The 26,022-nt window shown below is 48.2% G+C and carries 26 protein-coding genes and 1 pseudogene; 24 read left to right on the forward strand and 3 right to left on the reverse strand.

What is annotated here, in order from left to right; genetic code table 11:
- The first annotated feature begins 119 nt into the window (after positions 1 to 119).
- The 4 genes from AC3WU2_RS02885 (at position 120) to coaD (ending at position 2,833) form a co-directional block, all read left to right on the forward strand.
- The gene (locus AC3WU2_RS02885; protein WP_314586060.1) at positions 120 to 1,070 is read left to right on the forward strand and encodes a 3'-5' exoribonuclease YhaM family protein; all 951 of its coding nucleotides are present in this window, start codon (positions 120 to 122) and stop codon (positions 1,068 to 1,070) included.
- A 95-nt stretch (positions 1,071 to 1,165) separates the two neighbouring features.
- Positions 1,166 to 1,399 (forward strand): hypothetical protein, encoded by a 234-nt coding sequence (locus AC3WU2_RS02890; RefSeq protein ID WP_018757756.1) that lies wholly within the window; start codon positions 1,166 to 1,168, stop codon positions 1,397 to 1,399.
- A 364-nt stretch (positions 1,400 to 1,763) separates the two neighbouring features.
- Entirely contained in the window at positions 1,764 to 2,330 is a 567-nt protein-coding gene (gene rsmD / locus AC3WU2_RS02895; protein ID WP_492451105.1) for a 16S rRNA (guanine(966)-N(2))-methyltransferase RsmD, read from the forward strand.
- Positions 2,327 to 2,833 (forward strand): pantetheine-phosphate adenylyltransferase, encoded by a 507-nt coding sequence (gene coaD / locus AC3WU2_RS02900; RefSeq protein ID WP_492451107.1) that lies wholly within the window; start codon positions 2,327 to 2,329, stop codon positions 2,831 to 2,833. The genes rsmD and coaD overlap by 4 nt, the downstream gene beginning before the upstream one ends.
- A 15-nt stretch (positions 2,834 to 2,848) precedes the next feature.
- On the opposite strand, the gene AC3WU2_RS02905 is transcribed toward coaD, so the two are convergent.
- The gene (locus tag AC3WU2_RS02905) at positions 2,849 to 4,153 is read right to left on the reverse strand and encodes a nucleoside recognition domain-containing protein (protein WP_492451109.1); all 1,305 of its coding nucleotides are present in this window, start codon (positions 4,151 to 4,153) and stop codon (positions 2,849 to 2,851) included.
- A 272-nt stretch (positions 4,154 to 4,425) separates the two neighbouring features.
- Between AC3WU2_RS02905 and AC3WU2_RS02910 the strand changes: the two genes are divergently transcribed.
- Positions 4,426 to 5,469 (forward strand): YlbL family protein, encoded by a 1,044-nt coding sequence (locus AC3WU2_RS02910; protein WP_492451111.1) that lies wholly within the window; start codon positions 4,426 to 4,428, stop codon positions 5,467 to 5,469.
- A gap of 29 nt (positions 5,470 to 5,498) precedes the next feature.
- Here AC3WU2_RS02910 and AC3WU2_RS02915 read toward each other — a convergent pair whose 3' ends face one another.
- On the reverse strand, positions 5,499 to 6,794 hold the full coding sequence (locus tag AC3WU2_RS02915) for a nucleotidyltransferase (RefSeq protein ID WP_492451113.1): 1,296 nt from the start codon (positions 6,792 to 6,794) through the stop codon (positions 5,499 to 5,501).
- A 179-nt stretch (positions 6,795 to 6,973) separates the two neighbouring features.
- Here AC3WU2_RS02915 and AC3WU2_RS02920 point away from each other — a divergent pair, with 179 nt between their 5' ends.
- From AC3WU2_RS02920 to trmD, 19 genes and pseudogenes are all read left to right on the forward strand, one after another.
- Complete coding sequence (locus tag AC3WU2_RS02920) at positions 6,974 to 7,486, forward strand: YceD family protein (protein ID WP_492451115.1); 513 nt, start codon at positions 6,974 to 6,976, stop codon at positions 7,484 to 7,486.
- A 65-nt stretch (positions 7,487 to 7,551) separates the two neighbouring features.
- A complete protein-coding gene (rpmF, locus tag AC3WU2_RS02925; protein WP_026263995.1) occupies positions 7,552 to 7,725 on the forward strand; it encodes a 50S ribosomal protein L32 in 174 nt (57 codons plus the stop codon).
- Between the two features lie 183 nt (positions 7,726 to 7,908).
- A pseudogene (fapR, locus tag AC3WU2_RS02930) lies at positions 7,909 to 8,482 on the forward strand (transcription factor FapR).
- Positions 8,466 to 9,452 (forward strand): phosphate acyltransferase PlsX, encoded by a 987-nt coding sequence (gene plsX, locus AC3WU2_RS02935; RefSeq protein ID WP_492451117.1) that lies wholly within the window; start codon positions 8,466 to 8,468, stop codon positions 9,450 to 9,452. Before fapR ends, plsX begins: the two are co-directional and overlap by 17 nt.
- A gap of 11 nt (positions 9,453 to 9,463) precedes the next feature.
- A complete protein-coding gene (locus AC3WU2_RS02940) occupies positions 9,464 to 10,450 on the forward strand; it encodes a beta-ketoacyl-ACP synthase III (RefSeq protein ID WP_492451119.1) in 987 nt (328 codons plus the stop codon).
- Between the two features lie 45 nt (positions 10,451 to 10,495).
- Positions 10,496 to 11,425, forward strand: a complete 930-nt coding sequence (gene fabD, locus AC3WU2_RS02945; protein WP_492451121.1) for an ACP S-malonyltransferase — start codon at positions 10,496 to 10,498, stop codon at positions 11,423 to 11,425.
- 63 nt (positions 11,426 to 11,488) lie between these two features.
- Complete coding sequence (gene fabG / locus AC3WU2_RS02950) at positions 11,489 to 12,238, forward strand: 3-oxoacyl-[acyl-carrier-protein] reductase (protein ID WP_492451123.1); 750 nt, start codon at positions 11,489 to 11,491, stop codon at positions 12,236 to 12,238.
- A gap of 106 nt (positions 12,239 to 12,344) precedes the next feature.
- Positions 12,345 to 12,578, forward strand: a complete 234-nt coding sequence (locus tag AC3WU2_RS02955; RefSeq protein WP_018757770.1) for an acyl carrier protein — start codon at positions 12,345 to 12,347, stop codon at positions 12,576 to 12,578.
- Positions 12,579 to 12,711: 133 nt separating this feature from the next.
- Positions 12,712 to 13,950 (forward strand): beta-ketoacyl-ACP synthase II, encoded by a 1,239-nt coding sequence (gene fabF, locus AC3WU2_RS02960; RefSeq protein WP_492451126.1) that lies wholly within the window; start codon positions 12,712 to 12,714, stop codon positions 13,948 to 13,950.
- A gap of 12 nt (positions 13,951 to 13,962) precedes the next feature.
- Positions 13,963 to 14,661: a ribonuclease III gene (gene rnc, locus AC3WU2_RS02965; protein ID WP_379343129.1), complete on the forward strand. Its 699-nt coding sequence runs from the start codon at positions 13,963 to 13,965 to the stop codon at positions 14,659 to 14,661.
- A gap of 131 nt (positions 14,662 to 14,792) precedes the next feature.
- The gene (smc, locus tag AC3WU2_RS02970; protein WP_492451129.1) at positions 14,793 to 18,362 is read left to right on the forward strand and encodes a chromosome segregation protein SMC; all 3,570 of its coding nucleotides are present in this window, start codon (positions 14,793 to 14,795) and stop codon (positions 18,360 to 18,362) included.
- 52 nt (positions 18,363 to 18,414) lie between these two features.
- Positions 18,415 to 19,428 carry a signal recognition particle-docking protein FtsY gene (ftsY, locus tag AC3WU2_RS02975; RefSeq protein ID WP_492451132.1) on the forward strand — a complete coding sequence of 338 codons (1,014 nt, stop codon included), beginning with the start codon at positions 18,415 to 18,417 and terminating at the stop codon, positions 19,426 to 19,428.
- A gap of 69 nt (positions 19,429 to 19,497) precedes the next feature.
- A complete protein-coding gene (gene trhA / locus AC3WU2_RS02980) occupies positions 19,498 to 20,145 on the forward strand; it encodes a PAQR family membrane homeostasis protein TrhA (RefSeq protein WP_018757775.1) in 648 nt (215 codons plus the stop codon).
- Between the two features lie 113 nt (positions 20,146 to 20,258).
- Positions 20,259 to 20,612: a YlxM family DNA-binding protein gene (gene ylxM, locus AC3WU2_RS02985; RefSeq protein ID WP_026263997.1), complete on the forward strand. Its 354-nt coding sequence runs from the start codon at positions 20,259 to 20,261 to the stop codon at positions 20,610 to 20,612.
- Positions 20,613 to 20,638: 26 nt separating this feature from the next.
- Positions 20,639 to 22,018 carry a signal recognition particle protein gene (gene ffh / locus AC3WU2_RS02990; protein ID WP_018757777.1) on the forward strand — a complete coding sequence of 460 codons (1,380 nt, stop codon included), beginning with the start codon at positions 20,639 to 20,641 and terminating at the stop codon, positions 22,016 to 22,018.
- A gap of 44 nt (positions 22,019 to 22,062) precedes the next feature.
- Positions 22,063 to 22,335, forward strand: coding sequence for a 30S ribosomal protein S16 (rpsP, locus tag AC3WU2_RS02995; protein WP_018757778.1), 273 nt, complete (start codon positions 22,063 to 22,065; stop codon positions 22,333 to 22,335).
- A gap of 23 nt (positions 22,336 to 22,358) precedes the next feature.
- Positions 22,359 to 22,589, forward strand: a complete 231-nt coding sequence (locus AC3WU2_RS03000; protein WP_018757779.1) for a KH domain-containing protein — start codon at positions 22,359 to 22,361, stop codon at positions 22,587 to 22,589.
- A gap of 117 nt (positions 22,590 to 22,706) precedes the next feature.
- The gene (rimM, locus tag AC3WU2_RS03005; protein ID WP_492451140.1) at positions 22,707 to 23,225 is read left to right on the forward strand and encodes a ribosome maturation factor RimM; all 519 of its coding nucleotides are present in this window, start codon (positions 22,707 to 22,709) and stop codon (positions 23,223 to 23,225) included.
- A gap of 1 nt (position 23,226) precedes the next feature.
- Positions 23,227 to 23,964, forward strand: coding sequence for a tRNA (guanosine(37)-N1)-methyltransferase TrmD (gene trmD, locus AC3WU2_RS03010; RefSeq protein WP_492451142.1), 738 nt, complete (start codon positions 23,227 to 23,229; stop codon positions 23,962 to 23,964).
- A 171-nt stretch (positions 23,965 to 24,135) separates the two neighbouring features.
- On the opposite strand, the gene AC3WU2_RS03015 is transcribed toward trmD, so the two are convergent.
- Positions 24,136 to 26,019, reverse strand: coding sequence for an Ig-like domain-containing protein (locus tag AC3WU2_RS03015; RefSeq protein ID WP_492451145.1), 1,884 nt, complete (start codon positions 26,017 to 26,019; stop codon positions 24,136 to 24,138).
- Positions 26,020 to 26,022 lie beyond the last annotated feature (3 nt).

The raw sequence follows: 26,022 nt of genomic DNA on the forward strand, positions 1-26,022 counted from the left end.
TTGGGGGGCGTTCCTTATGGTGTTGCTCTCTTGCTATGTTCTTAGTATAGAAGTGAAAGATGAATAGAAGATGAGATGAACCTTAAAATAAGATAAAAAAAGAGGAGTTTTGCATCAAAATGATTAAAAATATGGTCGTTGGCGATGAAATTATTAATTATTTTCTATTAAAAGAAGCCGAAGTGAAACAGACACGCACCACCCCAGCGAAGGATTATTTCGATATGGTTCTCTCCGACCAGAGCGGCGATATTCCAGCGAAATTTTGGGATGCGACGCAGACGGATAAAGAAACGTTCTTCCCTAGGCAGCTGGTAAAAGTGAAGGGTATCGTACAGAGCTATAATGACCGATTACAATTTAAGATTGAGAAAATAAGACTTGTGAATGAAGAAGATGGCGTCCAGTTGACAGATTTTATTCGGGCAGCACCAGTTCCTGCAGAACAACTAGTAGAGACGATCAAGCGCGTGACGGCAAGTATTGAGCATGATACGGTCCGCCGTATCGTTGAATTCTGCGTGGCGAAGACCGAAGATAAGCTTCCACACTATCCGGCTGCCAAATCGAATCATCATGCCTATTTCGGGGGACTTGTCTATCATATGAATCGAATGCTGGAGTTAGGCGAATTTATATGTAAGCAAAGACCCTACTTACGCCCAGATCTCGTCAAAGCGGGAATTATTCTTCACGATATTGCTAAGCCCGAAGAGATGATCGCCGAGCTCGGGATTGTCTCGGATTATAGCGTATCTGGGAAATTGCTAGGACATCTCGCCATTGCCTACGGGTGGATTACCGAAGCGGCAATTCACTTGCACATCCCATTAACCGATGAGATTGTTATCGCACTCCAACATTTGGTCTTATCGCATCATAATCTAGGAGAATGGGGAAGCCCGGTACAGCCGCAGCTGCCTGAAGCCGTTGCCCTTCATTATATCGATCAGCTGGATGCGAAGCTCCAAGCGGTAGAAGACGTACTCGCTACGACACCAGAGACAGAACCTTGGACCAAACCGATTCGGGTCATTGAGAACAAGCCGATTTATCGCATGAATTGGTAGGAAAGAAGGCCAATCCACCCTATCAACTCGCCGTTACGGCTCCTATCCTATCTTCATATGATGCCACTATAGGAAATAGAAAGGAGTGGTTGAGGATGGAGGCTTATTATGGTTGTCTTCGGTGCGTGAACAGACGTGTACGTTTATTGACATCGGATGGGATCTGGCATGAAGGTACGATTGAGAAAGTGGATCGAAACCATGTCCACCTAAGAACCGAGCGGAGAAAAGATGCGTGTACATCAGGATTTGGCTTTGGTGGCTTTGGCTTCGGGGATGAGATTCTAACGCTAAGCTTATTTACATTACTTGCGATTGCACTGATTTGAGTCGGTGGGAAGCTCTCCTTCATTAAAGGGGAGTTTTCTTATTTTGGAATAGAAAAAAGCCTTCGTGAACCTATGCTCACAAAGGCTTTTTTCTGGAGCCCTCTTGCGAGAGCTCCATCATGGGAGAGGAGAAACCGGACGAAGAGCTTATGGGGAAACGTAAGTCTTCTCCGCGGTTGTCTACGACATTCGATGATGTCGATAACTTAAGGATTGCCCGTCTGAGCAGATTTATACATCGCTTTTCGAAAAAAGAAAATTCGTGGCATTCCGACACGGGTTTAGGTTTATTTTTCAACATAGCGGAAAATGTGGTACGATGAAAAAAGTCAGTGGAGGAAATTTAGAATGGGTGAGAATTACAATGAGAGTGATTTCAGGATCGGCAAGAGGCCGTTCATTAAAAGCAGTACCTGGTATGGGGACAAGGCCGACGACAGATAAAGTAAAAGAAGCGATATTCAGTATGATCGGTCCGTATTTTGATGGCGAGTATGTTCTCGATCTGTTCGCGGGAACAGGCGGACTTGGCATTGAAGCGCTTAGCCGAGGTGCGGAACGTGCCATTTTCGTGGATATGGATCCGAAGAGCATCGAGGTGATTAAGCAGAATCTAAAGACCGTGAAGCTGGAGAGTCAAGCGGAAGTCTATCGCAATGATGCGATGCGGGCAATCAAAGCGCTCGAGAAGCGGGCGAAAGGATTTGATCTGATTTTCCTCGACCCACCTTATAAAATGACGAACGTCGACGAGATGATGCTTGATTTGGCACAGCGGGGTCTGGTGCAGGAGGATGCAACCGTGATGGTAGAACATGACGCCAGCCATACATATCCAGAACAAATTGGCGATTTTAGGCAGATTCGAGTAGCGAATTACGGTGAGACGACCGTCACGATCTATCGGTATAAGAAGGAGGAACAAGCATGAGTGAACAAAGCCCAAGAGCGCCGAGAGTCGCTGTTTATCCAGGCAGCTTCGATCCTATCACCCAAGGGCATATGGATATTATTGAACGAGCAGCGAAGCAGTTCGATACGTTAATTGTAGGTGTGCTGAATAATCTAAGCAAAAATCCGTTATTTACTGTGCAAGAACGAATGGATATGATTCGAGAAGCGACACACCATTTGCCGAATGTTGAAGTGGATAGCTTCCGGGATTTGACGGTGAACTTCGTGAAATCGCGTCAAGCGGATGTCATCGTACGTGGTATTCGTTCCGTAACGGATTTTGAATATGAACTACAAATGGCGTCTACGAACAATAAGCTGGATTCATCGATTGAGACGATCTTTATGATGACCAACCCGAAGTATTCGTATCTCAGCTCCAGCATTGTCAAAGAGATTGCTCGCTTCCAGGGTTCAGTGAATGATCTGGTCAGCCCTGAAGTTGAACAAGCGCTTCGATCGAAGTATCGCGATATTTAAGCTGTCGATGATCTTTTAGGGTGAAGTTCGATGTCGAATGAATGTCATCAATCCTGAGAGCAACATAATGATACCGAGAATACTGACGAATAGAATAGGAAGTACATACCATGCGTTAAAATCATTCATCAGCTTGAACCATTCAAGCGGATGACCCTTGTCTTGCGCACCCCAGACGGGAAGGAAACTCGGGGCAATTCGTCCTAAGAGCAGCTGCAATGGATTCCAACATGCCAAAGTGATAAGTACAGCTACGATGCAATGTAGTAATCGCGATAAGATAAAGTAGATGTAGCTCATATCCGTGGATTGCGTCTTACTGCGGATTTGCAAGTGTGCGCTGATACCGCTCCAGGCGAGAATGCCGCTAAGAATGGCCATTTGCATTAAGTTGGAGGTCAAGTCTGCTGTACTTATCCCATAGGCGCCGAGATGCAGCTCCAAAAACCCTTGGACCCAATAGGGAGCGATGTTCATCGGGAATAGGAGCTGTACGATTTGCGCGATGATGGAGAAAATCATCATGTATCCGCCGACCATCATGAGGGTCTGTACCGCAGAAGTCACCGCATCGCCGAGCAGTCTTCCGAAAGTACGTCCATCGGCCTGATGTGCTTGCTCCATGGCTTCGAGAATCTGCTGCCAACGCCGCTTAGGCGCTTGGCTATTTGGGGATGCTAAGTCGGAAGCGTTCGAATCACCCTCATGTTCTCGCGTCGTAAATGGGGCTGTAAATACATCGGATACCTCTGAAGAAGTCCCTGATTTTTCAGCCGGATGTATGCTTCTTGGCGAAATGCCATAGAGAATAAATCCGGTTAAGAGTGCGGAGGCCCAGTGAAATATAGCGAGAGCTATACCCGCATGAGGCTGCTGGAGAAATCCTACGCCAATGACGACGATGATGAGAATTGGATTGCTTACATGCGATAGGGCTAGGAGCCGATTAGCCTCATGCTTCTGTAGAACTTGCATCTTGCGGAGCTTGGCTGTCGCTTCTGCGCCTGCAGGAAAACCAGCTGTCCAACCAAGCGCTAGTGCCCATCCACCGACGCCGGGAATCCCGAAAATTCTTCGCATCACGGGGTCAAGCAGAACTCCAAGTCCATGGGCGAAGCCGTAGGCCATCATGATTTCGGATATAACCAGAAAAGGAAGCAGTGCAGGAAAGATGAGCTTCCACCACACGGAGAGTCCTTGGAGCGATGCTTTGAAAGCTTGATCAGGGTAGAGCACGATGCAGAATACCAGGAGAATTGCCCCAAAACTGAAGAGCAGCGTCATCCAGGGACTTGTACGAATATTTTGACCATACAACATAAGTTCCACCTCTCCACGCATAAACAAGAATAGTACATGTCTACGCGAAGAGACGAGCATTTAGACTAGAAGAAAGCGTTCAAAAAATCAGCTTTTCAGCACCGAGTAGGTTGCGAGAAACTGAAGAAGGAGGAACGGAGTTTAGGCAAAACCTAAATGAGTACCGGACTTCGAAGTTGAACGCAAGATGCGATGTCGAGTTCGCTCCAAGAAATACTTCGTGATCAAAAGATGACTAGGAAGAGTGATGGGAATAGAAAGGAAGATAGTAAATGGATTCGAATCGACGAGCAACGAGAAGCAGTAGTGTAAAGTTTGTCACGTATTTTTTTGCACTGATTGTAGCGGTGTATGTACTGGTCTTCATGCCGACACCTTATGTGATTTATGAACCAGGAAGTGCAGATGAGATTAAACCACTGGTGACGGTGAAGAATGGCGACCCGGAGGAGAACGGGACGTTCATGCTCACGACCGTTCTCCGCAAAAAAGCGAATGTCGCGTTAATGCTGGCGAGCGTCTTCGATAAGAATGAGCAGCTGTCCAAGGAAAATCTGGGCGGCAGAACGCAGCAAGAATATACAACAGAACAATTATTCAATATGAGCAATTCTCAGACCAATGCCATGGCGGCAGCTTATCTGCATGCCAAAATACCGTTTGATGTCATCATGGATAAATTAGTTATTATCTATAATAATCCGCAGCTCGAGACGAAAAATGACTTCCAGACAGGAGACCAGCTATTAAGCCTTGATGGAAAGAAGTTCAAGCAGTATGATGAGCTCATTACCCTCCTTCAATCTAAAAAAGTTGGCGATGTCCTTAAGGGGAAAGTCCTTCGGAACAACAAAGAAACGGATGTAACGGTTGAATTGATTGAATTGAAGGACGCGAAGGGAAATTCTCGTCCTGGGATGGGTGTGAATTTCGGAATAGAACAGAAAGTCGTGCCGCGGGGCAGCGACAAGGAGATTCAATTCAAAGTTGAGAATATTGGCGGTCCATCTGCCGGGCTGATGTTCACCTTGGAGCTTGTGAACCAATTGACACCCGGTGATTTGAGTAAAGGTTACCGGATAGCGGGGACAGGTACAGTGAGTCCCGATGGTACTGTAGGTCCAATTGGCGGGATTCCGCATAAAATTGTTGCTGCTGATCGCGAACACGCGGATATTTTCTTCGCACCTGCTAAAAATTATGATGAGGCCAAGAAAAAATACGATACGATCAAGACGAATATGAAGCTCGTCAAAGTCGATACGGTCGATGATGCGCTGAGTTATTTGAAGGCGTTGCCTGATAAAACGAAATAATGGTTTAGGAAAAATCGAACCACCCACGCTTATCTGGGATAGCGGATGGGTGGTTCGTAATAATCACGGAAGAGCATACGCGCAGCATTCACTTGGTCTCGGAAAGCCGTGGCATAAATGCTCGTCGCTCGAATATCCAATGCCAAGAAGGGGTGCTCCATCTTCTCCGTATCCGGTACATTTGTAATGATGGGCAGCTTGGCACTCTTCTTCATTCGTTTGAGTAAGGCTTGTCCTTGCGTGGAGAAGCCGAGGACACGGATGTAGGATAATCCATCACGCAGTTGGTCCGGCGCAAGCTGGGTCTTGCTATGATTCAAGAGCAAGTGCGTTAAGGTACGCTGCAGCTTCGCTCGCGTATAGCGTTTGGTCTTGAGCTGATCGAGCAGAGCTTCGACGGTGAGCGATGGCAGGGCGGGCAGCGCTTGTAGGATGCGCTGCTCGAGCCCTTCGGTCACCTCATGATGCGCTGCGAGTGCTGCAGCGTCCTGCTGCAGCAAGGTGTGGAACAAGGGAGCGGCGAATGCCTCCCATGTGACCGGGCCGCGCCCGGCAAGCCACTCACGCTGCAGAATATACAGCGTACTTGGCGGCACGTAGGGCGCGAGCGGCGCGAGGTCGCCGCCGCCTTCCGCGAGCAGGCGGCGCAGGGCCGTCGCGCTCGCGATATGCGCATCTGTGATGCGCGGTTCGTGGTAGCCCGCTGCGCGGCGTGCTACCGTCAAGGGCTTGATCGGGCTCTGCAGGCGCAGCAGAGCCATGAGATAGTGCAGCCCTAACGAATTGTTGGGCTGCTTCAAGATCGCGGCGAGCGCCTCCGCATCGCAGTCGTCTGCGAGGGCGCCCGTGCCACCGCCCGCGAGCGCAGCTGCGGCGCTTCTCCCGGCCGCTGCCGCGAACGCGGCCGGGTAGCTCGCGCCTTGGCGCAGCTCGGCTCGCAGCGCGTCGCCGAGCCCCGCGGGCTCGCGATGCAGCAGCTGCGCGAGCTGCATGAGCAGCGCCAGCTCGCCATGCTCGCTGCCGAAGCATAGGGCGTCGCAGACGCCCGTCGCGTCCAGCAGGCCGACCGCGCCGAAGGCAAACCACTCGGCGGGCTGCACCGCATACGCCGCCGGCAGCTCGATGACGACATCGACGCCCATGGCGAGGGCCATTTCGGCCCGCGCCCATTTGTCGACAATGGCTGGTTCGCCTCGCTGCAAATAATGTCCGCTCATGACGGCGATGACCGCGTCAGCCTCAGCTTTCCATTTGGATTGCTCCAAATGATAGAGATGGCCGTTATGCATCGGATTATATTCTACGATGATGCCGACAGTTTTCACCTGTTTTCATCCTTTCGAATCCGTGATATATTTTCATGAAGAAACCTGATGAGATAGCAGAAATTCACGCTTCTAGCAGGCGATAGATTCTTTTGGACAAGCTTTTATCTCACTATAACATGTTGACAAATCCCTAGTAAAATCGATATAATAATTTTTGTCTGTTTGGAGTGATGTATATGAACTTTAATATTCGTGAGCTCATGTCAAAAGATACGACAATAACCTTTGATCAATCCATCGATATGAACCGTGTCATCGAAGGGCGACCTGATATTACATATATCAGCCCGGTGAAGGTTGAACTTATGGTAAGGCCTGAGATGGGCGGCGTGATTGATGTACGAGGGGAGTTAAACGCAGAGCTGAAGCTTCAGTGTTCACGTTGCCTGACTCCGTTCGCGAAGAGCTACGTCATTCCGTTTCATGAGCGGTTCAAGCTAGCGGAATCTCCTGAGGAAGCCGAAGAGGATGAGAATTTCGAATTCGTCTCTGAGGAGAGGGTCGATCTCGTACCGTATATGGAGGAAGAAATGTATATGAATCTTCCGTATGCTCCGTTATGTGATGAAGATTGCCAAGGCTTGTGTCCAACTTGCGGGGTTAATCGTAATGAGAAGCCCTGCGGTTGTTCGAATGAGAAGATTGATCCGCGGCTCGCTGCGCTCAAAGATTTCTTTAACAAAGATTAATCTAAGAGCGCACATCAGCTATCGGAAGAAACAGCAGTGTAATTTTGGTAAGGAGGTGGGAACACATGGCAGTACCTCAAAGAAGAACGTCCAAAACACGTCGTGACAAACGTCGTACTCACTTTAAATTGGCGGTACCTGGAATGGTAAAATGTGAACAATGCGGAGAGTTGAAACTTGCTCACCACGTTTGCAAAGTTTGCGGAACTTACAAAGCAAGAGAAATCATCAAGCAATAACATAAGTTTCGAGGTAATAGTGCTTCATCTCACGATGAAGTGCTATTTTTTTTGCGCAAAAGCTTTCTTTTTCAGCGCCGATTCACTATACTATAACCTAGTACCTGGTTCTAATGAGAATGGAATCAGTATGAAAGGCGGTAGGTACCTATCGAACGATTACCGAAAAGACAGCGGCAGCAGATGCTAGTGAAGATCATCGAAGAGAATCCGTTCGTGACGGATCAAGAGCTGACCCGCCAGCTGAAAGTTAGCATACAGACGATTCGCTTAGATCGGATGGAACTAGCCATCCCGGAGCTTCGGGAACGCCTCAAGATGATGGCAGAACGCTCCTACGACCAAGTTCGCTCCTTGCCCCTGCATGAAGTCATTGGGGATATTGTTGACCTGCAGCTCGACCGCAGCGGCATCTCGATCTTCGAGATTCGCCCAGAACATGTCTTCTCGCGGACGAAGATTGCACGTGGACATCATATATTCGCGCAAGCCAACTCTCTGGCGGTAGCCGTCATTAACGAAGAGATCGCGTTGACTGCATCCGCAGATATCCGATTTATCCGCTCCGTGCATCTGGAAGAGAAATGTATCGCTAAGGCGTACGTTCGCTCGATTTCCGGTCAGAAGGGCAAAGCTAAGGTTGAAGTGTTCTCCTACGTAGGTGAAGAAATGGTGTTTCAAGGAAACTTTATCATATATCGAACCAAGAATGAGTCGAACATCGAAGGAGGGAACGAGGAATGAAGATCGCCATTGATGCGATGGGTGGGGATCATGCTCCTGCTTCGAATGTAGAAGGCGCAGTAGCGGCAGCTCAGACGTGGAATGATATCGATGTCATACTCGTTGGAGACGCAGCGATTATTGAACCGCTCCTTAAGGAAAGACCGAGTAATCTACATATACATCATTGTACTGAAATAATTGGACCTGAGGATGAACCTGTAAAGGCGGTTCGCCGCAAGAAGGACTCATCTATGGTTGTCGCTGGACGTCTTGTGAAAGAAGGACAGGCCGATGCCATGATTTCCGCAGGGAACACGGGCGCGCTCATGACGACCGGATTACTGGTTGTTGGGCGTATGGATGGAATCGAACGTCCAGCACTTGCGCCGATGCTGCCAACGATGGATGAAGTCGGCGTGTTAGCGCTGGATTTAGGTGCGAACATGGATGCGAAGCCGGAACATTTGGTACAATATGCGGTGATGGCGAGCATTTATCGGACGAAGGTTCATGGAATGACGAAGCCGCGTGTAGGTCTCTTGAACGTTGGAACGGAAGCCATGAAGGGGAATGAGCTTACCAAGGCGACTTATCCACTTCTCGAAGAGGCACCGATTCAATTTGTCGGCAATGTCGAGTCTCGCGATGTTTTGGAGCGTAATTGCGATGTGCTTGTCTGCGATGGATTTGTAGGGAATATTTTGCTGAAGACAATGGAGGGTACGGCAGGTACACTCATGTCTGTACTGAAGAAAGAATTCACGAAGAATCTATGGACGAAGCTCGCGGCAGCGATTATGATGCCAGGACTTAAAGGACTTAAGAAAACGATGGATTACAAAGAACACGGCGGAGCGCCGCTGCTCGGTCTGAACGGATTAGTGATTAAGGCGCACGGATCTTCGGATGCGAATGCGGTGAAGAATGCCGTTCGTCAGGCAAGAATCGCGATTCAGAGTCAATTAATTCAGACGATTTCAATGGAAATCAGCAGGAAGTGAGTGTTGTAGAAATGAATTTACATCCAGTTGGGATTTTGGGAACAGGCAAGTATGTACCGGAACGTATTCTCACGAATGCAGATTTAGAGAAAATGGTAGAAACGAATGACGAATGGATTGTTACGCGCACAGGAATGAAAGAACGACGTATTGCGGCGGATGATCAAGCAACCTCGGATCTTGCTTACCACGCGGCGCTCGCAGCGATGGAGAAGGCTGGTGTAACAGCAGACGAAATTGATCTCATTATTGTCTCGACGATTACGCCGGATACGATGTTCCCGTCAACTGCTTGCATTCTTCAAGATAAGCTCGGTGCGAAGAAGGCGGCAGCTTTTGACTTGTCGGCAGCTTGCTCCGGTTTTATTTATGGTCTAGCGACAGCGAACAATTTCATTGCAACAGGCATGTACAAGAAGGCGCTTGTAATCGGTGCGGAATGTCTATCTCGGATTACAGACTATACAGACCGTAATACATGCATTCTGTTCGGAGACGGGGCAGGTGCAGTTGTACTTGGTGTTGTTCCTGAAGGACGTGGCTTCAAATCGTTCGAACTTGGTGCGGACGGTTCAGGCGGCGAACTGCTTAAGCTTAGCGGCGGCGGATCGCGCATGCCAGCATCGATGGAATCGATCGAAGGAAAGAGCCATTACATCCACATGGCTGGAAGTGAAGTGTTCAAATTCGCTGTTCGTACGATGGGGAATGCAGCGGAAGAAGCGCTCGCGAAAGCGAAGCTTACCAAAGAAGATATTGATCTCTTGATCCCACATCAAGCCAATATCCGTATTATTCAAGCATCCGTGAACCGTCTGAATTTGCCGGAAGAGAAATGTATGATCAATCTGCCGAAGTATGCAAATACGTCTGCAGCATCGATTCCTCTTGCCCTTGCGGAGGCTGATGAAGAAGGCCGGATTAAAGAGGGCGATTGCATCGTTCTTGTTGGTTTTGGTGGCGGGTTAACTTGGGGCGCATCCGTTATCGTTTGGTAATCATTCATACTTTTTTCTTGATTGATCTATGGAAGGAGCATTACTTTGTCTAAAATTGCATTTGTATTTCCAGGTCAAGGCGCACAAGCGGTTGGCATGGGAAAAGACGCATATGATTCCGTTGAAGCAGCACGCAGCGTGTATGATCGCGCAGACGAAGTCCTGGGTTTCCCATTGACGGAGCTTGTTTTTGAAGGACCCGATGCAGAGCTTAAGAAAACTGTAAATACACAGCCGGCACTGCTCACAACGAGTGTGGCTTATTATGAAGCGTTGAAATCGAAGGGCATTACACCGGATTTCGTAGCTGGGCATAGCTTAGGGGAGTACAGTGCGCTTGTTGTTGCGGGCGTATTATCTTTTGATGATGCCGTGGCCATTGTGCGTGCTCGCGGACAATATATGGAAGAAGCTGTGCCGAATGGTCAAGGCGCGATGGCTGCTGTTCTTGGGCTCGAACGTGATGCGCTTGCCGCACTTTGTGTTTCGGTGTCCGCCGACACGGGTGTTGTTGAGCTAGCGAATGTGAACTGCCCAGGGCAGATCGTCGTATCCGGCAGCAAAGAAGGCGTAGATGGTATCGTTGCTCGCGGCAAAGAAGCTGGAGCGAAGCGTGTGCTTCCGCTCGAGGTAAGTGGTCCGTTCCATTCCTCGCTGATGAAGCCAGCAGCTGCGAAGCTAGGCGATACTCTCGCAAGCGTTGTGATGAAGGATGCAACCGTGCCTGTTATTGCAAACGTGACTGCACAGTCTGTGACTCAAGCGGAAGAGATCCGCAAGTTGCTTGTAGAGCAGGTCTATTCTCCTGTGCTATGGGAAGATAGCGTGCGCTATTTGATCGATCAGGGTGTGGACACATTTATTGAGATTGGTTCTGGCTCGGTTCTTGCAGGCCTGATCAAGAAGATCGACAAGAGTGTTCGTATTGTGTCTGTCAACAATCTAGAGGTTCTTGAAGGAGATCTTCTGGCTTAAGTGATGGCATATTCGACTAAGGAAAGCAAGAGTTGTGAATGATGTATAGGAGGTGTTCGTACGTTGACGAATGCATTAGATGGAAAAGTGGCCGTAGTAACAGGTGCATCCCGTGGGATTGGCCGCGCGATTGCGATGGAATTGGCGCAAGCCGGGGCTGACGTCGTCGTGAACTATGCCGGGAGCCAGGGCGCTGCTGAAGAGGTTGTTGAAGCGATCACGGCGCTTGGCCGCAAAGCGATTGCTGTACAAGCCAACGTCGGGAAGAACGATGAGGCTGAAGCGTTGGTGAAACAAGCGCTTGAGGTGTTTGGCCATGTCGATATATTGGTGAATAATGCCGGTATTACGCGAGACAATTTAATTATGCGGATGAAAGAAGACGAATTCGACGCGGTCATTGAGACCAACTTGAAAGGCGTATTCAATTGCGTGAAGGCTGTGACACGTCCAATGATGAAGCAGCGTTCCGGCCGCATAATTAACATTTCTTCCGTTGTTGGTGTGCTGGGTAATCCAGGTCAAGCGAACTATGTGGCTGCCAAAGCAGGCGTCATTGGGCTTACTAAAGCTTCTGCACGCGAACTCGCGTCTCGTGGCATTACAGTCAACTGTGTTGCGCCAGGATTTATCGAGACAGATATGACAGACAAGCTGTCCGAAGAACTGCGCACGCAAATGCTGGGGCAGATCCCTCTCACACGTCTTGGACAACCGGAAGAGATCGCGAAGGCGGTTCGCTTCTTAGCGTCCGATGATGCAGCATATATGACAGGCCAGACCCTCCATGTTGACGGCGGCATGTACATGTAGTTAAATGGTACAGCTGGCATTTTGCACCACATGGGAATTTTACTGGTCTATTGTATGGTAATTTAGTTAAGATTCTCGTATAATACCAAATGAGGAGGTGAACCGGATGTCCGAAGTATTGGATCGCGTAAAACGAATCGTTATCGATCGTTTAGGCGTTGACGAGGCAGAAGTGACACTTGAAGCATCTTTTAAAGATGACCTTGGCGCTGATTCTCTCGATGTCGTTGAATTAGTGATGGAATTGGAAGATGAGTTCGATTTGGAAATCTCTGATGAAGATGCAGAGAAAATCACTACTGTTGGTGAAGTTGTGAAGTACATACAATCTCATACCTAAATCGATTGAGTCCCGTTGGTTCAACGGGACTTCTCCACATTATTCATTCTACACGCATAACTAAAGGTTCCACAGAATTATTGTCATTATGATAAATGCAAATGTTGCAGTCTATATATAGAGGTGATTGTGTTTGAAGCAAAGAGTTGTTATTACAGGAATGAGTGTTGTTACATCCTTAGGTTCGGATTTGAATACATTCTGGAATAACCTGATGGAAGGGAAATCCGGCGTATCCAACATCGAGGCTTTTGATGTAAGTGAATACCCGACACGAATTGCAGCATCCATTAAAGACTTCAATCCGGATGAGTACATGGATAAGAAAGAAGCTCGCCGTATGGATCGCTTCGTACAATTCGCTGTTGCAGCCAGCCTGAAAGCTGTTGCCGATGCGAAATTAAATATCCAAGAAGATACAGACCCAGAGCGTGTTGGCGTGATGGTCGGCTCCGGAATCGGTGGCCTAGGAACTTGGGAAGATGAGCACAATAAGCTGCTTGAAAAAGGTCCGAAACGGGTTAGCCCCTTCTTCATTCCGATGATGATCGCAAATATGGGGTCAGGACAAGTCTCCATGATTCTTGGCGCAAAAGGTCCGAATAGCACGACAGTAACGGCTTGTGCGACAGGGACACATTCAATTGGTGATTCATTCCGTACCATTCAACGTGGTGACGCTGATGTAATGGTCTGTGGTGGTGCAGAAGCGACGATTCGTCCAACAGGTATGGCTGGGTTCTGCGCAATGCGTGCGATGTCAACACGTAATGAAGAGCCAGAGAAAGCAAGCCGTCCATTCGATACAGATCGTGACGGATTCGTTATGGGAGAAGGCGCAGGTGTTCTTGTTCTTGAATCTCTCGAGCACGCACAGAAGCGCGGAGCACATATCTATGCAGAGGTAATCGGCTATGGTATGAGCGGTGATGCGCATCATATGACAGAGCCGGATCCGACGGGTGCTGCTCGATGTATGACCAAAGCGATCCAAGATGCTGGCATTACGCCAGAAGTCGTTGATTATATTAATGCGCATGGCACATCGACTCCGGTCGGTGATAAATCAGAGACGACAGCAATTAAGCTCGCTCTAGGCGATCATGCTTATAAAGTTGCCGTAAGTTCAACCAAGTCAATGACAGGTCACTTGCTCGGCGCTGCAGGCGGCGTTGAAGCGGTAATCTGCGGTCTATCTTTAGAACATGGCGTTATTGCACCAACCATCAATTTGGACAATCAAGATCCTGAGTGTGATCTCGATTATGTACCGAATGTACCGCGTAAAGCGGATTTACATGTGGTGATGTCGAATTCCTTCGGCTTTGGCGGTCATAACGCGACCATTGTGCTGAAGAAATACGAAGCGTAAGGAGCCATCCTTTTGAGTGCGGACTTAAGGCATTTACAACAAAGTTTAAATATCCATTTCAAAAATCGGCAGCTGCTGAAGCAGGCGTTTACACATGCATCATATGTCAATGAACATCGTTTCGGTCAGCATCAGGATAATGAGCGCCTCGAGTTTCTCGGGGATGCCGTGTTGGAATTAACCGTATCGGAGTTTTTATTTGAGGCCCATCCGAACAGACCCGAAGGGGAGCTTACGAAGCTGCGTGCAGCGATCGTATGTGAGCCTTCACTCGTGAAATTTGCGGAAGCCTTGCAGTTCGGGCAATATGTCCTGCTAGGCAAAGGGGAAGAGCTAACAGGTGGACGGATGCGTCCAGCACTGCTCGCAGATGTATTCGAGTCATTTATTGGCGCGTTATATCTCGATCAAGGTCTGGAAGTCGTACGATCCTTTCTGACGAAATATGTGTTCTCCCAAGTGTCGCAAGAGGGCAAGATGCAGATTAATGATTTTAAGACGCGTCTTCAAGAGTTTACGCAGCAGCACAATATGGGGCTGCTCGAGTATCGGATCGTCGAAGAACGAGGCCCGGCGCATGAACGAGAGTTTGTCTCGGAAGTGCATATGGGGGAAGAATGTTTGGGCCGCGGAACAGGGCGTTCGAAGAAAGAAGCAGAGCAGCAGGCTGCTGCTCAGGCGCTCGAACGCATTGTTATTCCGAAGTCGTAGGAGTCATAGGTAGGAGCAAGAGCAAAAGAGCAGCGAGGCGTAAGCCTTTTACGGGTCCACGTTCGCTCCTTTTGCTCTTCTTTGTGAACAAACAAGTGTACAACCTTTTCAAATGAGGTGAATGATGAACGATGTTCTTGAAACGGATTGAACTGCAAGGGTTTAAATCTTTCGCAGACAAAACTGAACTCGAGTTCGTCCAAGGGATTACAGCGGTCGTCGGGCCTAATGGGAGCGGTAAGAGTAACATTTCAGACGGGATCCGGTGGGTGCTGGGCGAACAGAGCGCGAAGAGCCTCCGCGGTGGGAAGATGGAAGATATTATTTTCGCAGGCAGTGATGCGCGGAAGGCCGTGAACTACGGGGAAGTATCTTTGACGCTCGACAATACAGATCAAGCGCTGCCGCTCGATTTTAATGAGGTGACGGTTACCCGTCGCGTTCATCGCAGCGGCGAGAGCGAATATTTGATCAACAAGCAAGCATGTAGATTGAAAGATATTACGGAGTTGTTCATGGATACAGGGATCGGGAAGGAAGCATACTCGATTATTGGACAAGGACGTATTGAGGAGATATTAAGTACGCGGTCAGAGGATCGCCGTGGGATTTTTGAGGAAGCGTCAGGAATTGTAAAGTATAAATCGCGCAAACGTGAAGCCCAGCGCAAACTTGATGAGACGGAGCAGAACTTGCTGCGTATTCATGACTTAGTGAGCGAGCTTGAGGATCAGATTGAACCTTTACGGGAACAATCGACGAAGGCGATTCAATACAAGGAACTTCGGAGTCAATTGAAGTCCAAAGAAATTTCGATGTATGTCTATCAAATTGAACAGATTCATCAATCTTGGCAGGAAGCGAATGCGAAGATGACGAAGCTGCAGCAGGAACAGCTAGAGCTCTCGACGGTCGTGAGTCAGCATGATGCAGGACTGGAGAAGCACCGCGTTGAAATGCGCAAGCTAGAGGAAGAACTTGAAGGTCTTCAACAGGCGCTGCTCTCATATAGTGAAGAGTTCGAGAAATGCGAAGGCTATGGCGAGGTCTTGAAAGAGCGCCACAAAAACTTGAAACACAATGAAGGGCAGCTGACCCAGTCACTGGAAATGCATGAGCGTCGGATGCAGGAGAAGGAGATTGAGGAGAATACCTGTAAGGTGAAGCTCGATGAAATCGAAGCACAGCAGGCAGATCTTAAAGCAAGACTCACGGAGGAAGAATCGCGTCTCATTGGCGTTACGGGCGGGGCGAGCATTGATACCGAGGAGAGCTTAAAAGGTCAACTCCTTGATGTGATGAATCAGATGGCCCAGCTTCGGAACGAAATTCGCTACATCGATCAGCAGAGTGAGACACTTGGACGTCGTATGGAACGTATGGGTGATGAGGAAGCGAAGCTGAAAGAGCAGAAGATACAGTACGATGAATCTATGCGCGCCATTGAACAGAAGCTAGTGGAGACGGCTGAGCTCGTTGAATCACTACGTAATCAATTCATGTCAGAGAGCGATCGTCTGCGTGAGGTACAGCATTTATTGGATGAGGCGCAGTCGACGGCTCGCCGATGGGAGCAGAAGCTGGATGCCCTTGTATCGCGCCGTGACACGATGAAGGAGCTTCAGGACGATTATGACGGGTTCATGATCGGGGTAAGAGAAGTGCTGAAGGCTTCCCGCAATGGATCTTTGCATGGGGTTCATGGCGCTATTGCAGAGCTAATCACCGTCCCTGAGAAGGTGGAGACTGCCATGGAGACCGCACTTGGGGCATCGATGCAGCACATCGTCATGGAGAATGAAGCATTGGCTCGGGAAGCAATTAGCTTTTTGAAACGCCGTCAATTGGGACGGGCTACGTTCTTGCCGCTCAATGTCATTCGGCCGCGCACATTATCGGACAGTGATCGCAAGCTACTGAGTAGTGCCGAGGGCTTCGTCGGAATCGGGGTCGATCTGGTACAGTTCGACCGCAAATATAGCGATATGATCGGGAGTCTTCTTGGGAACGTCGTGATCTCAGAGACCCTCGAACAGGCGAATAAGATTGCGGCGAAATGCCAATATCGATTCCGCGTCGTTACCCTAGAAGGGGATGTTGTGAATGCCGGCGGTTCCATGACCGGGGGTAGTGTGCACAAGAAGAACACAAGCCTCTTGAGTCGAAATCGTCAGATTGAACAATTAGAAACAGATATTAAGCAGACCGAAGCACAGCTTACGAAGTTGCAGGCGGGCGTCAAGGATATGAAACAAGAGAGCAATGCTTTGCAGCAGAGACTGGAGAAACTGCGTGAACAGCGCGACAGCAAGAGAATGGAAGAGCAGCGTCTTCAGGCCGAGCAGAAGCAGCTTGAGCATGAATCACGTCATGTGAATGAGCAGCTTTCGCTGATTACGCAAGAAGGCGATGGCTATGCGAAGGAATCGAATGAATTCGTGAGCGGGCGCGAGGTTGCTGTTCGTAAGCTCGAAGATTATCAAGTCGATGAAGCGCGCATCCAACAGGAGATTCAAGCAGCAGAGTCGATGCGGAAGATGAACGAATCGGCGAAGGAAGAATTGCAATCCCAACTAACAGATCTAAAGGTTCAAGCCGGGAAGTGGGATCAGGAGAAATTTTCCTTGCAAGAGCAGTTAAGACGTGTTCGTGAAGAGAAAGCGACGTATGTTCGTGATCTGGCAGGGGCGAAGAAATCTCTCGAGCAGATCCAGAAGGATTATGAAGTCTATGATCGTGAACGCGTGAAGCAAGTTGAAGATTTGAACCACTACAAGATCCAGAAGGAAAAGACTGCTGAGCAGATCGATTTCAAACGCGCAGATCGCGCGGAATGGGTCCGGAAGCTAGAGCTTGAAGAGAGTGAAACCAAGGAGCAGCGTACAGCCCTTCGAAACGTAGAAGAGCAACTGCGTCATACGGAGATTCAAGTGAATCGTCTGGATGTGGAGCTCGATAATATTCTTAAGAAGTTGAGTGAGGAATATGAGCTTAGCTTTGAGCTGGCGAAACATCGGTATCCGGTACCTGAGGATGTGCTCGGAACTCAGCAAGAGGTTCGCGATCTGAAACGTCAGATTTCGGCGCTGGGAGATGTCAATCTCGGTGCGATCGAGGAATTCGAGCGTGTGAATGAGCGGTTTACGTTCTTGAATGAGCAGAAGGATGATTTGATCGAAGCGAAGACAACACTCTACGAGGTTATCCGTGAGATGGATGATGAAATGGGCAGACGGTTCCGAGCAACCTTCGATGCGATTCGCAAGGAATTCGTTATCGTGTTCTCGAAGTTATTCGGCGGCGGTCGTGCAGATCTTGTCTTGATCGATCCAGACCGCATCTTGGACACAGGGATCGATATCGTGGCACAGCCTCCTGGGAAGAAGCTTCAGAACTTGCAGCTGCTATCAGGTGGTGAGCGGGCATTAACGGCAATGGCCTTATTGTTCGCGATCTTGCAGGTCAAGCCTGTTCCATTCTGCGTGCTCGATGAGGTTGAAGCGGCACTCGACGAAGCGAATGTAACGCGATTTGCACAATATTTACGTGAGTTCTCAGAACAGACACAATTTATTGTTGTAACCCATCGAAAAGGAACGATGGAAGAGGCAGATGTGTTATATGGTGTTACAATGGAAGAAGGCGGCGTATCGAAGCTTGTATCGGTTAAATTGGAAGATGACGATGCAGTCATCGCTTAGTTGAATCTAACCGCCTAAGTAGCAACTTGTTAATTTCGTATGGAGGGGTACCATGAGCTTTTTTAAAAAGTTAAAAGAGAGCATTTCTAAGAAAACCGAAGCGGTTACCAACGTGTTCAAGGACGGCTTAAGCAAGACGCGTACAGCGCTTGTGGAGAAAGTACAGGACCTCATTACACGGCGCAAGAAAATCGACGAGGAATTCTATGAAGAGCTAGAAGAAATTCTTATTGGTGCGGATGTAGGCGTGAATACGGTTATGAAATTAATTGATGACCTGCGTCGCGAAGTACGTCAACGTAAAATTGAAGATGCTGCGGAATTGCAGCCTGTTCTCTCGGAGAAACTGATTGGGCTTCTACGCAGCGATGAGAATGTTAGTATCAAGATGAATCCGGACGGGATTACTGTTATTTTGTTCGTGGGTGTTAATGGTGTAGGGAAAACGACGACAATCGGTAAGCTTGCGCATCGCTTCAAGCAGCAAGGCAAGAAAGTGCTTCTCGCAGCAGGCGATACATTCCGTGCCGGTGCGATTGAACAGCTTGAGGTATGGGGGGAGCGCGTGGGCGTGGATGTGATCAAGCAGCAATCCGGTGCTGACCCTGCGGCGGTCATGTTCGATGCGGTTCAAGCCGCGAAACAGCGTAATGTTGACGTATTGCTCTGTGATACGGCGGGTCGTCTGCAGAACAAATCCAACCTCATGGATGAATTGAATAAAATTTACCGTGTTATTCAGCGTGAAATTCCTGGTGCGCCGCACGAAGTTTTGATGGTACTCGATGCGACAACAGGTCAGAATGCGCTTAGCCAAGCGAAGCTGTTCGGTGAGAAGAGCGGCGTGACAGGTCTTGTTCTGACGAAGCTCGATGGAACAGCCAAAGGTGGGATCGTGATTGCGATCCGTCAAGAACTGAATCTGCCTGTGAAATATATTGGTCTCGGAGAGAAGATGGACGATCTGCAAGAATTCGATTCAGAGCAATTCGTCCATGCACTGTTCGCTGGTCTAATTCAAGAGGCGGAAGCAGCCGAAGGTACGGAAGAAGAGCAGCAGGGTTAAGTATCTCACTGTCACTACTCACCCATTTGGCGTATATTGAATCAAACAAATTTAGAAAGGAAGTGCAGTATGGCAGATACTTACACGTATTCCAGACGGGAAGAAGTAGCGAATGCCATTACGCACGGGATCGGTGCATTTCTAAGTATTGCGGCTTTAGCGCTATTAATCGCTTTCTCAAGCCTCTTTGGTACCGCGTGGCATGTCGTGAGCTTTACGATCTACGGCATCACGATGATGCTGCTCTATGCTTCGTCGACACTCGTGCATAGTTTTCCGGAGGGTAAGGTCAAGGATCTGTTCGAGATTTTCGATCATGCCTCGATTTACTTGTTCATTGCAGGAACCTATACACCGTTTTTGTTCGTCATTGTACGAGGAAGCTTAGGCTGGACGTTGTTCGGGATTATATGGGGCATTGCGATTTCAGGTGTGGTATTTAAGGCCTTCTTTACGAAGAAGTTCCTGTTCCTTTCTACGTTGTTCTATATCGCGATGGGCTGGTTGATTGTTCTCGCTTGGAATCCTTTGGTCGAGACACTGCCTACCGGAGGGATTGTCCTTCTGATCGTTGGTGGGATCTTGTATACACTAGGAACGATCTTCTATGTATGGCGCGGCTTTCCGTATCACCATGCGATCTGGCATTTATTCGTACTCGCAGGATCTGCGGCGCATTTCTTCGCGATTTTGCTCTATGTTTTGCCGATTAGATAATTTTCTGAAGATGTTAAGGTTTATGCCTTGACATCTTCTTTTATTTTGGGTAAGATAAGTCATGTTGAATTGCTGTAAAGGACTTTTCCTTGACGGAGGGAGTGGCTGAAGGCGTGAAAGAGGAGAATATGCTCGACAAGACGAATCGGGTGAATCTACTGTTTGCCTTTTATGAGCCGCTGCTAACGGAGAAACAGCAGACATTCCTGAAATGTTATTTTCATGATGATTTCTCACTTGGAGAGATCGCTGCGGAATTTAGTATAAGCCGGCAGGCTGTATATGAGCACATCAAACGGGCGGAACAAGTTCTCGAGAATTACGAAGTGAAGCTTGGACTTGTGCGCAAATACGAAATGCGTCATACTTATATGGAACAATTAAGCGAAGTACTTAAATATATACCTCAGGAACATCAAGAACAGGCGAGACTAACACTTGAGAATTTACAGAACATGGACGCATGATAAATCAAGGACGGAGGTGACGGAGATTGGCATTTGAAGGATTAACGAATCGGCTTTCCAGCGTATTTAGTAAGCTGCGCGGCAAAGGGAAAGTAAGCGAAGAAGATGTGAACGAAGCGATGCGCGAAGTTCGACTCGCACTTCTGGAAGCGGACGTGAACTTTAAGGTCGTGAAGGACTTTATCGCGAAAGTCAAAGAGCGTGCCCTAGGTCAAGAAGTAGAGAAGAGCTTCACGCCAGGCATGGTCATTATCGACATCGTTAACAAAGAGTTAACGGATCTTATGGGCGGAACGAATGCGAAGCTCGCGAAGTCGAACAAACCGCCGACCGTCATTATGATGGCAGGTCTGCAAGGGGCCGGTAAGACGACGACCAGCGGTAAGTTGGCGAAGTTGCTCCTGAAGCAGAACCACAAGCCGCTATTGGTGGCAGGCGATATTTATCGTCCCGCAGCGATCAAGCAGTTGCAGGTGCTCGGCGAACAGATTAAGGTTCCTGTCTTCACGCTTGGAGATCAGACAAGCCCGGTTGAGATTGCGCGTCAAGCTCTCCAACATGCGAAGGACAATGGACATGATTATCTGATTATCGATACGGCGGGTCGCTTGCATATCGATGAGCAGCTGATGGAAGAGTTGAAGCAGATTCATGCCACAGTGAAGCCGGACGAAGTCTTGCTCGTCGTCGATGCGATGACAGGTCAAGATGCGGTTAACGTCGCAGATAGCTTTAATAAGCAGCTTGAACTTACGGGTGTCGTCCTGACGAAGCTCGATGGTGATACACGCGGTGGTGCGGCGATTTCGGTTAAGGCTGTAACAGGCTGCCCGATCAAGTTTGCGGCACTGGGTGAGAAGATTGATGCACTCGAGCCATTCCATCCGGAACGTATGGCTTCCCGTATTCTCGGCATGGGGGATATGTTATCTCTGATCGAGAAAGCTCAATCCAACATTGATGCAGAGAAAGCGAAAGAAATGGAACGGAAAATGCGCGATGCATCTTTTACGTTCGATGATTTCTTGGAGCAAATGCAGCAAGTGAAGAAGATGGGTCCTCTGGATCAGATTCTTGATATGATTCCAGGTATGGGCAAAGTGAAACAAATGAAAGACATCAAAGTTGACGAGAAGCAAATGGGCCGTATCGAAGCGATTGTGCATTCGATGACCGCAAGAGAGCGGAATGAGCCAGATTTGATCAATCATAGCCGTCGTAAGCGGATTGCAGCAGGCAGTGGGTCGACATTAACCGATGTCAACCGATTGATTAAGCAATTCGATGATATGCGTCGTATGATGAAGCAGTTCTCCGATATGATGGGCGGCGGCGGTAAAGGCGCCAAAATGATGAAGAACTTAAAGAAGCAAGCCGGAAAAGGCGGTATGAGACCATTTCGTTAATGGTTCAATATAGACTTGTTAATTAATTGAGGGAGGTGAATTTCGTGGCAGTTCGTATTCGTCTAAAACGCATGGGTGCTCATAAAGCTCCTTCTTATCGTGTTGTTGTTTCTGACTCTCGTTCTCCTCGTGATGGTCGTTTTATCGAGGAAATCGGTTTCTACAACCCAGTTGCTCAACCAGCAGTTGTGAACATCGATGAAGAAAAAGCACTAAAATGGCTTCAAACGGGCGCTCAAGCTTCCGATACTGTTCGCAACTTGCTTAGCAAGGCGGGCGTAATGACTAAGTTCCATGAGCTTAAGCAATCGAAATAAGCTGTTGATTCGGAGGGAATCGTATGGAAGATTTAGTAAAAGTTATTGCTAAGGCTTTAGTCGACCATCCGGAGGATGTTCACGTTGAAGTTGTGGAGAAAGAGCATGTCATTGTCTATGAATTAACCGTTAATCCTGACGATGTTGGGAAGGTAATTGGTAAACAAGGACGGATCGCCAAAGCACTTCGTACGGTTGTAACATCTGCAGCAGTGAAAGTCAGTAAACGGGTAACCGTTGACATCGTATCTTAAGTGATCAGAGAAGGGGTTGGGATGAATATCCCAGCCTCTTTTTCATATCGAACGATGAGGTTGCACATGATAAGAGCAGCCTTTTACATAGATCAAGATATATTCTAGGAGGTTCTTATGTCGGAACAATTATATACTGTAGGTAAAATTGTCAATACACATGGGATTCGTGGCGAACTTAAAATCGTGCCACAGACCGACTTTCCCGATGAGCGTTTTCAACCGAAAAGCAAGCTGTTCTTCCAACACCCAGAGACGCTGCAAGCAATCCCAGTCGTTGTAGAAAGCTCCAGGTTGCAGAAGAATGTATATGTATTGAAATTCGAGGGATACGGCAATATCAACGATGTCGAGAAGTACAAAGGATGGCTGCTGAAAATTGCAGATTCTGAGCGTAGAGCCTTGGATGAAGATGAATACTATTATAGCGATATCATCGGATGTCAGGTCGTGACAGACGAAGGTGAAGAACTTGGCGTGATTCATGAAATTCTGAGTCCTGGTGCGAATGATGTGTGGGTTGTGAAACGGAATAAAGGCGATGATGTTCTGCTGCCGGTTATTGACGATGTCATTCTGGATATCAATGTTCAGGAGAAGATCATTAAGGTTCACGTGATGGAAGGGTTAATATAGTATGCGAATGGATGTCCTTACCTTATTCCCGGAGATGTTCGAAGGGGTTTTCAATAGCAGTATTTTAGGAAAAGCCCAGGAGAAAGGAATCGTGCAGCTTCGCGCACACAACTTCCGCGAACACGCCAACAATAAACATAATACGGTCGATGACTACCCTTACGGGGGCGGTGGCGGGATGGTTCTCAAGGCTGAGCCGATTTTCTCGGCGGTAGAGTCCTTGATCGAAGAAGATGCCCCGAAACCGCGTGTCATTCTAATGTGCCCGCAAGGGGAACGCTATACACAGGCGAAGGCCGAAGAGCTAGCCAAGGAAGAGCATCTCATCTTTATTTGCGGACATTACGAAGGCTATGACGAGCGGATACGTGAATATCTGGTGACTGATGAGCTGTCTGTCGGAGATTATGTTTTAACCGGCGGTGAACTGCCGGCGATGACGATTATCGATAGCGTGGCGCGGCTGCTCCCAGGTGTCCTAGGAAATGAGACGTCAGCCGTTACAGATTCCTTCAGCACAGGGCTTCTGGAATATCCGCATTATACGCGGCCTGCCGATTTTCGCGGTATGAAGGTACCGGATATTTTGTTATCCGGTCATCATGCGAATGTGGAAGCGTGGCGTAAGCAGCAATCGTTGCGCCGGACGTTAGAACGGCGGCCTGATCTGCTAGAGCATGTGGAGTTAAATAAGAAAGAAAAGAAATGGCTACAAGACATATTGAATGAACAGGCTTAGCGCGAGAATCAAATATTATTCGATGATACACCTTTCAGCTTCTAGTCTGGAAGGTGTTTTTTTGCAGCTTTGAAAAAGAAGAATGTCGCAGAATTGACGATTATCAGTCAATTCTGTGACATTCGTAGGTACATATCACGATTTTGCTGCCGTTATTCGCTCTTCAAGAATTTAGTTGCCTTTTGGTACCGTTACCGTTGCACTGACCGATGAACTCAGTCCCGCATGATCAAATACCGTATACGTTACCGTATATACACGGCCAGTTCCGCGACCTGATCGTTCTGCGCGCAGCTTAAACGAAGTGTCAGGCGTTCCGTACGCAGCATCTTGAATATCGTTGCTCGTATTTCCATCACCCAAGCTATTATCGTTCTCATTGCTCGTGATCGAGGTCAGCTCGAAAGATGAGATACCTGAAATACGATCACTAATCGTTAATGTAGCTTCAATAGGCACCATTTTATGATTTGGTGGCGACAATACTGTTTTGTCTAAGGTTAATGCTATCGTTGGAGGGGTTTTATCGATTTTGAGCTGAATTGATTGCGGTTTCTCAACATTACCAGCGTTATCTATATCACGGTATTCCACAACATGGACACCTTCCTCAGCAATGGTGAACGGAGCACTGTATACCAACCAATCACCGTTATTGATGCGATATTCCGTTTTTTTCACGTCTATCACATCGCTGTAAGTTGACATTGTTACAGTGACGTCCGAAGTATACCATCCATTGCTTCCATTTGGGGATGGCGGGTCCAGGGCAACCGTCGTCATGGGCCCTGACGTGATCATCAAATCGATCGTCGATGTCGCCGTATCTCCAGCTGGATCGGTGACGATAACCTGGAATTGATCTCTGCCCGTATAGTCTTGATTCGGTGTATACGTCCAATTGCCATCGGCGCTGACGTTAACCGCACCGTGAGCAGGAGCGGCGCCTAAAGAATAGGTTAATGGATCTCCGTCCGGATCTGTTCCCACAACGATGCCGCTGACCGGTGTATTCACCAAAGTGGTATATGTTGCATTGGTTACTGTTGGTGGCTCATTCTCACGGAACAGCAAGCCTTGGATATACGATTCTCTCAGATCCTCAGCATCATAACGCAGTTCAAACCAACTATTTACATGCTGATATAACACATCAATTTCTGCTGCATTCATATGGTCTAAATTCGGGATATTGCTGCCGTTCGCTCGACCCTGAGCAATTAATGGTTGAAGGTAACGATGATAGAAGTTATCATCATCAGAATCGCCATTAAGCCAGGTTGTGTCCAGCTGAGAAGCTGTCTCGTTAAATTTGTTCCAAGCTTTACGAATGATATTTTTCTGGATAGCTATTCGCTGTTCTTCAGTCGGTGCTTGGAAGTCGAGTGTGTTGAATCTTCCGACTTGGTGCACATGTCCTCCCCAAGTGGGAGAGAAGCCGGAGGGGGCCCAACGAATCATGCTGAACATCCAGTCTTCGCCGTTCAGCGGTACAGCATCATAATAGGTCTCCCATGGAATCATAACGACAGTGCCCCATCCCGTAGGGATTTCTTCATTCGTTACGGTGACATTTCCTTTGAGAGGACGATTATTGCGATTCTCCGTCTGCCATTCGTAATACTCGATCGGGCTATCATTCGTAGGTACAATCATCTGATGGTAGGGGACACCGTCTAGCCCAGTCTGCAAGAAGAGCTCAATGGAACTGTTCTTCAATTCGCCGTTTGTTTCCCTTTCAGACTCGTTAGATTGGAAGAAAATACAAATTCCATCCTCATTGTACACGATATAGAATCCGGTATCGCGAGTACCGCCGGGCGCTATCGGATTTTCCACCCAATATTGGACAAACCGGTTTTCTTTATAATCTGGATTGTTGAAGAAACTACTATTATACCAGTCCGATGGTGTAGCCAAATGTTCAGTCGTATATTTCACTTGGTATGCTAGTCGATTCACATCCTGCGCCGCGGCCACATTTGGCAAGCCTGAGATGACGGGTAACAACATGAGCATCAGCATTAGCAACCATCGCAACGTTTTATTCGCCAAGGC

Source organism: Paenibacillus sp. EB106-05-06-XG162 (assembly GCF_058791655.1).

Excerpts from the sequence above, each read along its gene's own strand:
- AC3WU2_RS02885 (WP_314586060.1), top strand. The coding sequence starts at position 120 with ATGATTAAAAATATGGTCGTTGGCGATGAAATTATTAATTATTTTCTA.
- AC3WU2_RS02890 (WP_018757756.1), top strand. The coding sequence starts at position 1,166 with ATGGAGGCTTATTATGGTTGTCTTCGGTGCGTGAACAGACGTGTACGT.
- rsmD (WP_492451105.1), top strand. The coding sequence starts at position 1,764 with ATGAGAGTGATTTCAGGATCGGCAAGAGGCCGTTCATTAAAAGCAGTA.
- coaD (WP_492451107.1), top strand. The coding sequence starts at position 2,327 with ATGAGTGAACAAAGCCCAAGAGCGCCGAGAGTCGCTGTTTATCCAGGC.
- AC3WU2_RS02905 (WP_492451109.1), bottom strand. The coding sequence starts at position 4,153 with ATGTTGTATGGTCAAAATATTCGTACAAGTCCCTGGATGACGCTGCTC.
- AC3WU2_RS02910 (WP_492451111.1), top strand. The coding sequence starts at position 4,426 with ATGGATTCGAATCGACGAGCAACGAGAAGCAGTAGTGTAAAGTTTGTC.
- AC3WU2_RS02920 (WP_492451115.1), top strand. The coding sequence starts at position 6,974 with ATGAACTTTAATATTCGTGAGCTCATGTCAAAAGATACGACAATAACC.
- rpmF (WP_026263995.1), top strand. The coding sequence starts at position 7,552 with ATGGCAGTACCTCAAAGAAGAACGTCCAAAACACGTCGTGACAAACGT.
- plsX (WP_492451117.1), top strand. The coding sequence starts at position 8,466 with ATGAAGATCGCCATTGATGCGATGGGTGGGGATCATGCTCCTGCTTCG.
- AC3WU2_RS02940 (WP_492451119.1), top strand. The coding sequence starts at position 9,464 with ATGAATTTACATCCAGTTGGGATTTTGGGAACAGGCAAGTATGTACCG.
- AC3WU2_RS02955 (WP_018757770.1), top strand. The coding sequence starts at position 12,345 with ATGTCCGAAGTATTGGATCGCGTAAAACGAATCGTTATCGATCGTTTA.
- smc (WP_492451129.1), top strand. The coding sequence starts at position 14,793 with ATGTTCTTGAAACGGATTGAACTGCAAGGGTTTAAATCTTTCGCAGAC.
- ftsY (WP_492451132.1), top strand. The coding sequence starts at position 18,415 with ATGAGCTTTTTTAAAAAGTTAAAAGAGAGCATTTCTAAGAAAACCGAA.
- trhA (WP_018757775.1), top strand. The coding sequence starts at position 19,498 with ATGGCAGATACTTACACGTATTCCAGACGGGAAGAAGTAGCGAATGCC.
- AC3WU2_RS03000 (WP_018757779.1), top strand. The coding sequence starts at position 22,359 with ATGGAAGATTTAGTAAAAGTTATTGCTAAGGCTTTAGTCGACCATCCG.
- rimM (WP_492451140.1), top strand. The coding sequence starts at position 22,707 with ATGTCGGAACAATTATATACTGTAGGTAAAATTGTCAATACACATGGG.
- trmD (WP_492451142.1), top strand. The coding sequence starts at position 23,227 with ATGCGAATGGATGTCCTTACCTTATTCCCGGAGATGTTCGAAGGGGTT.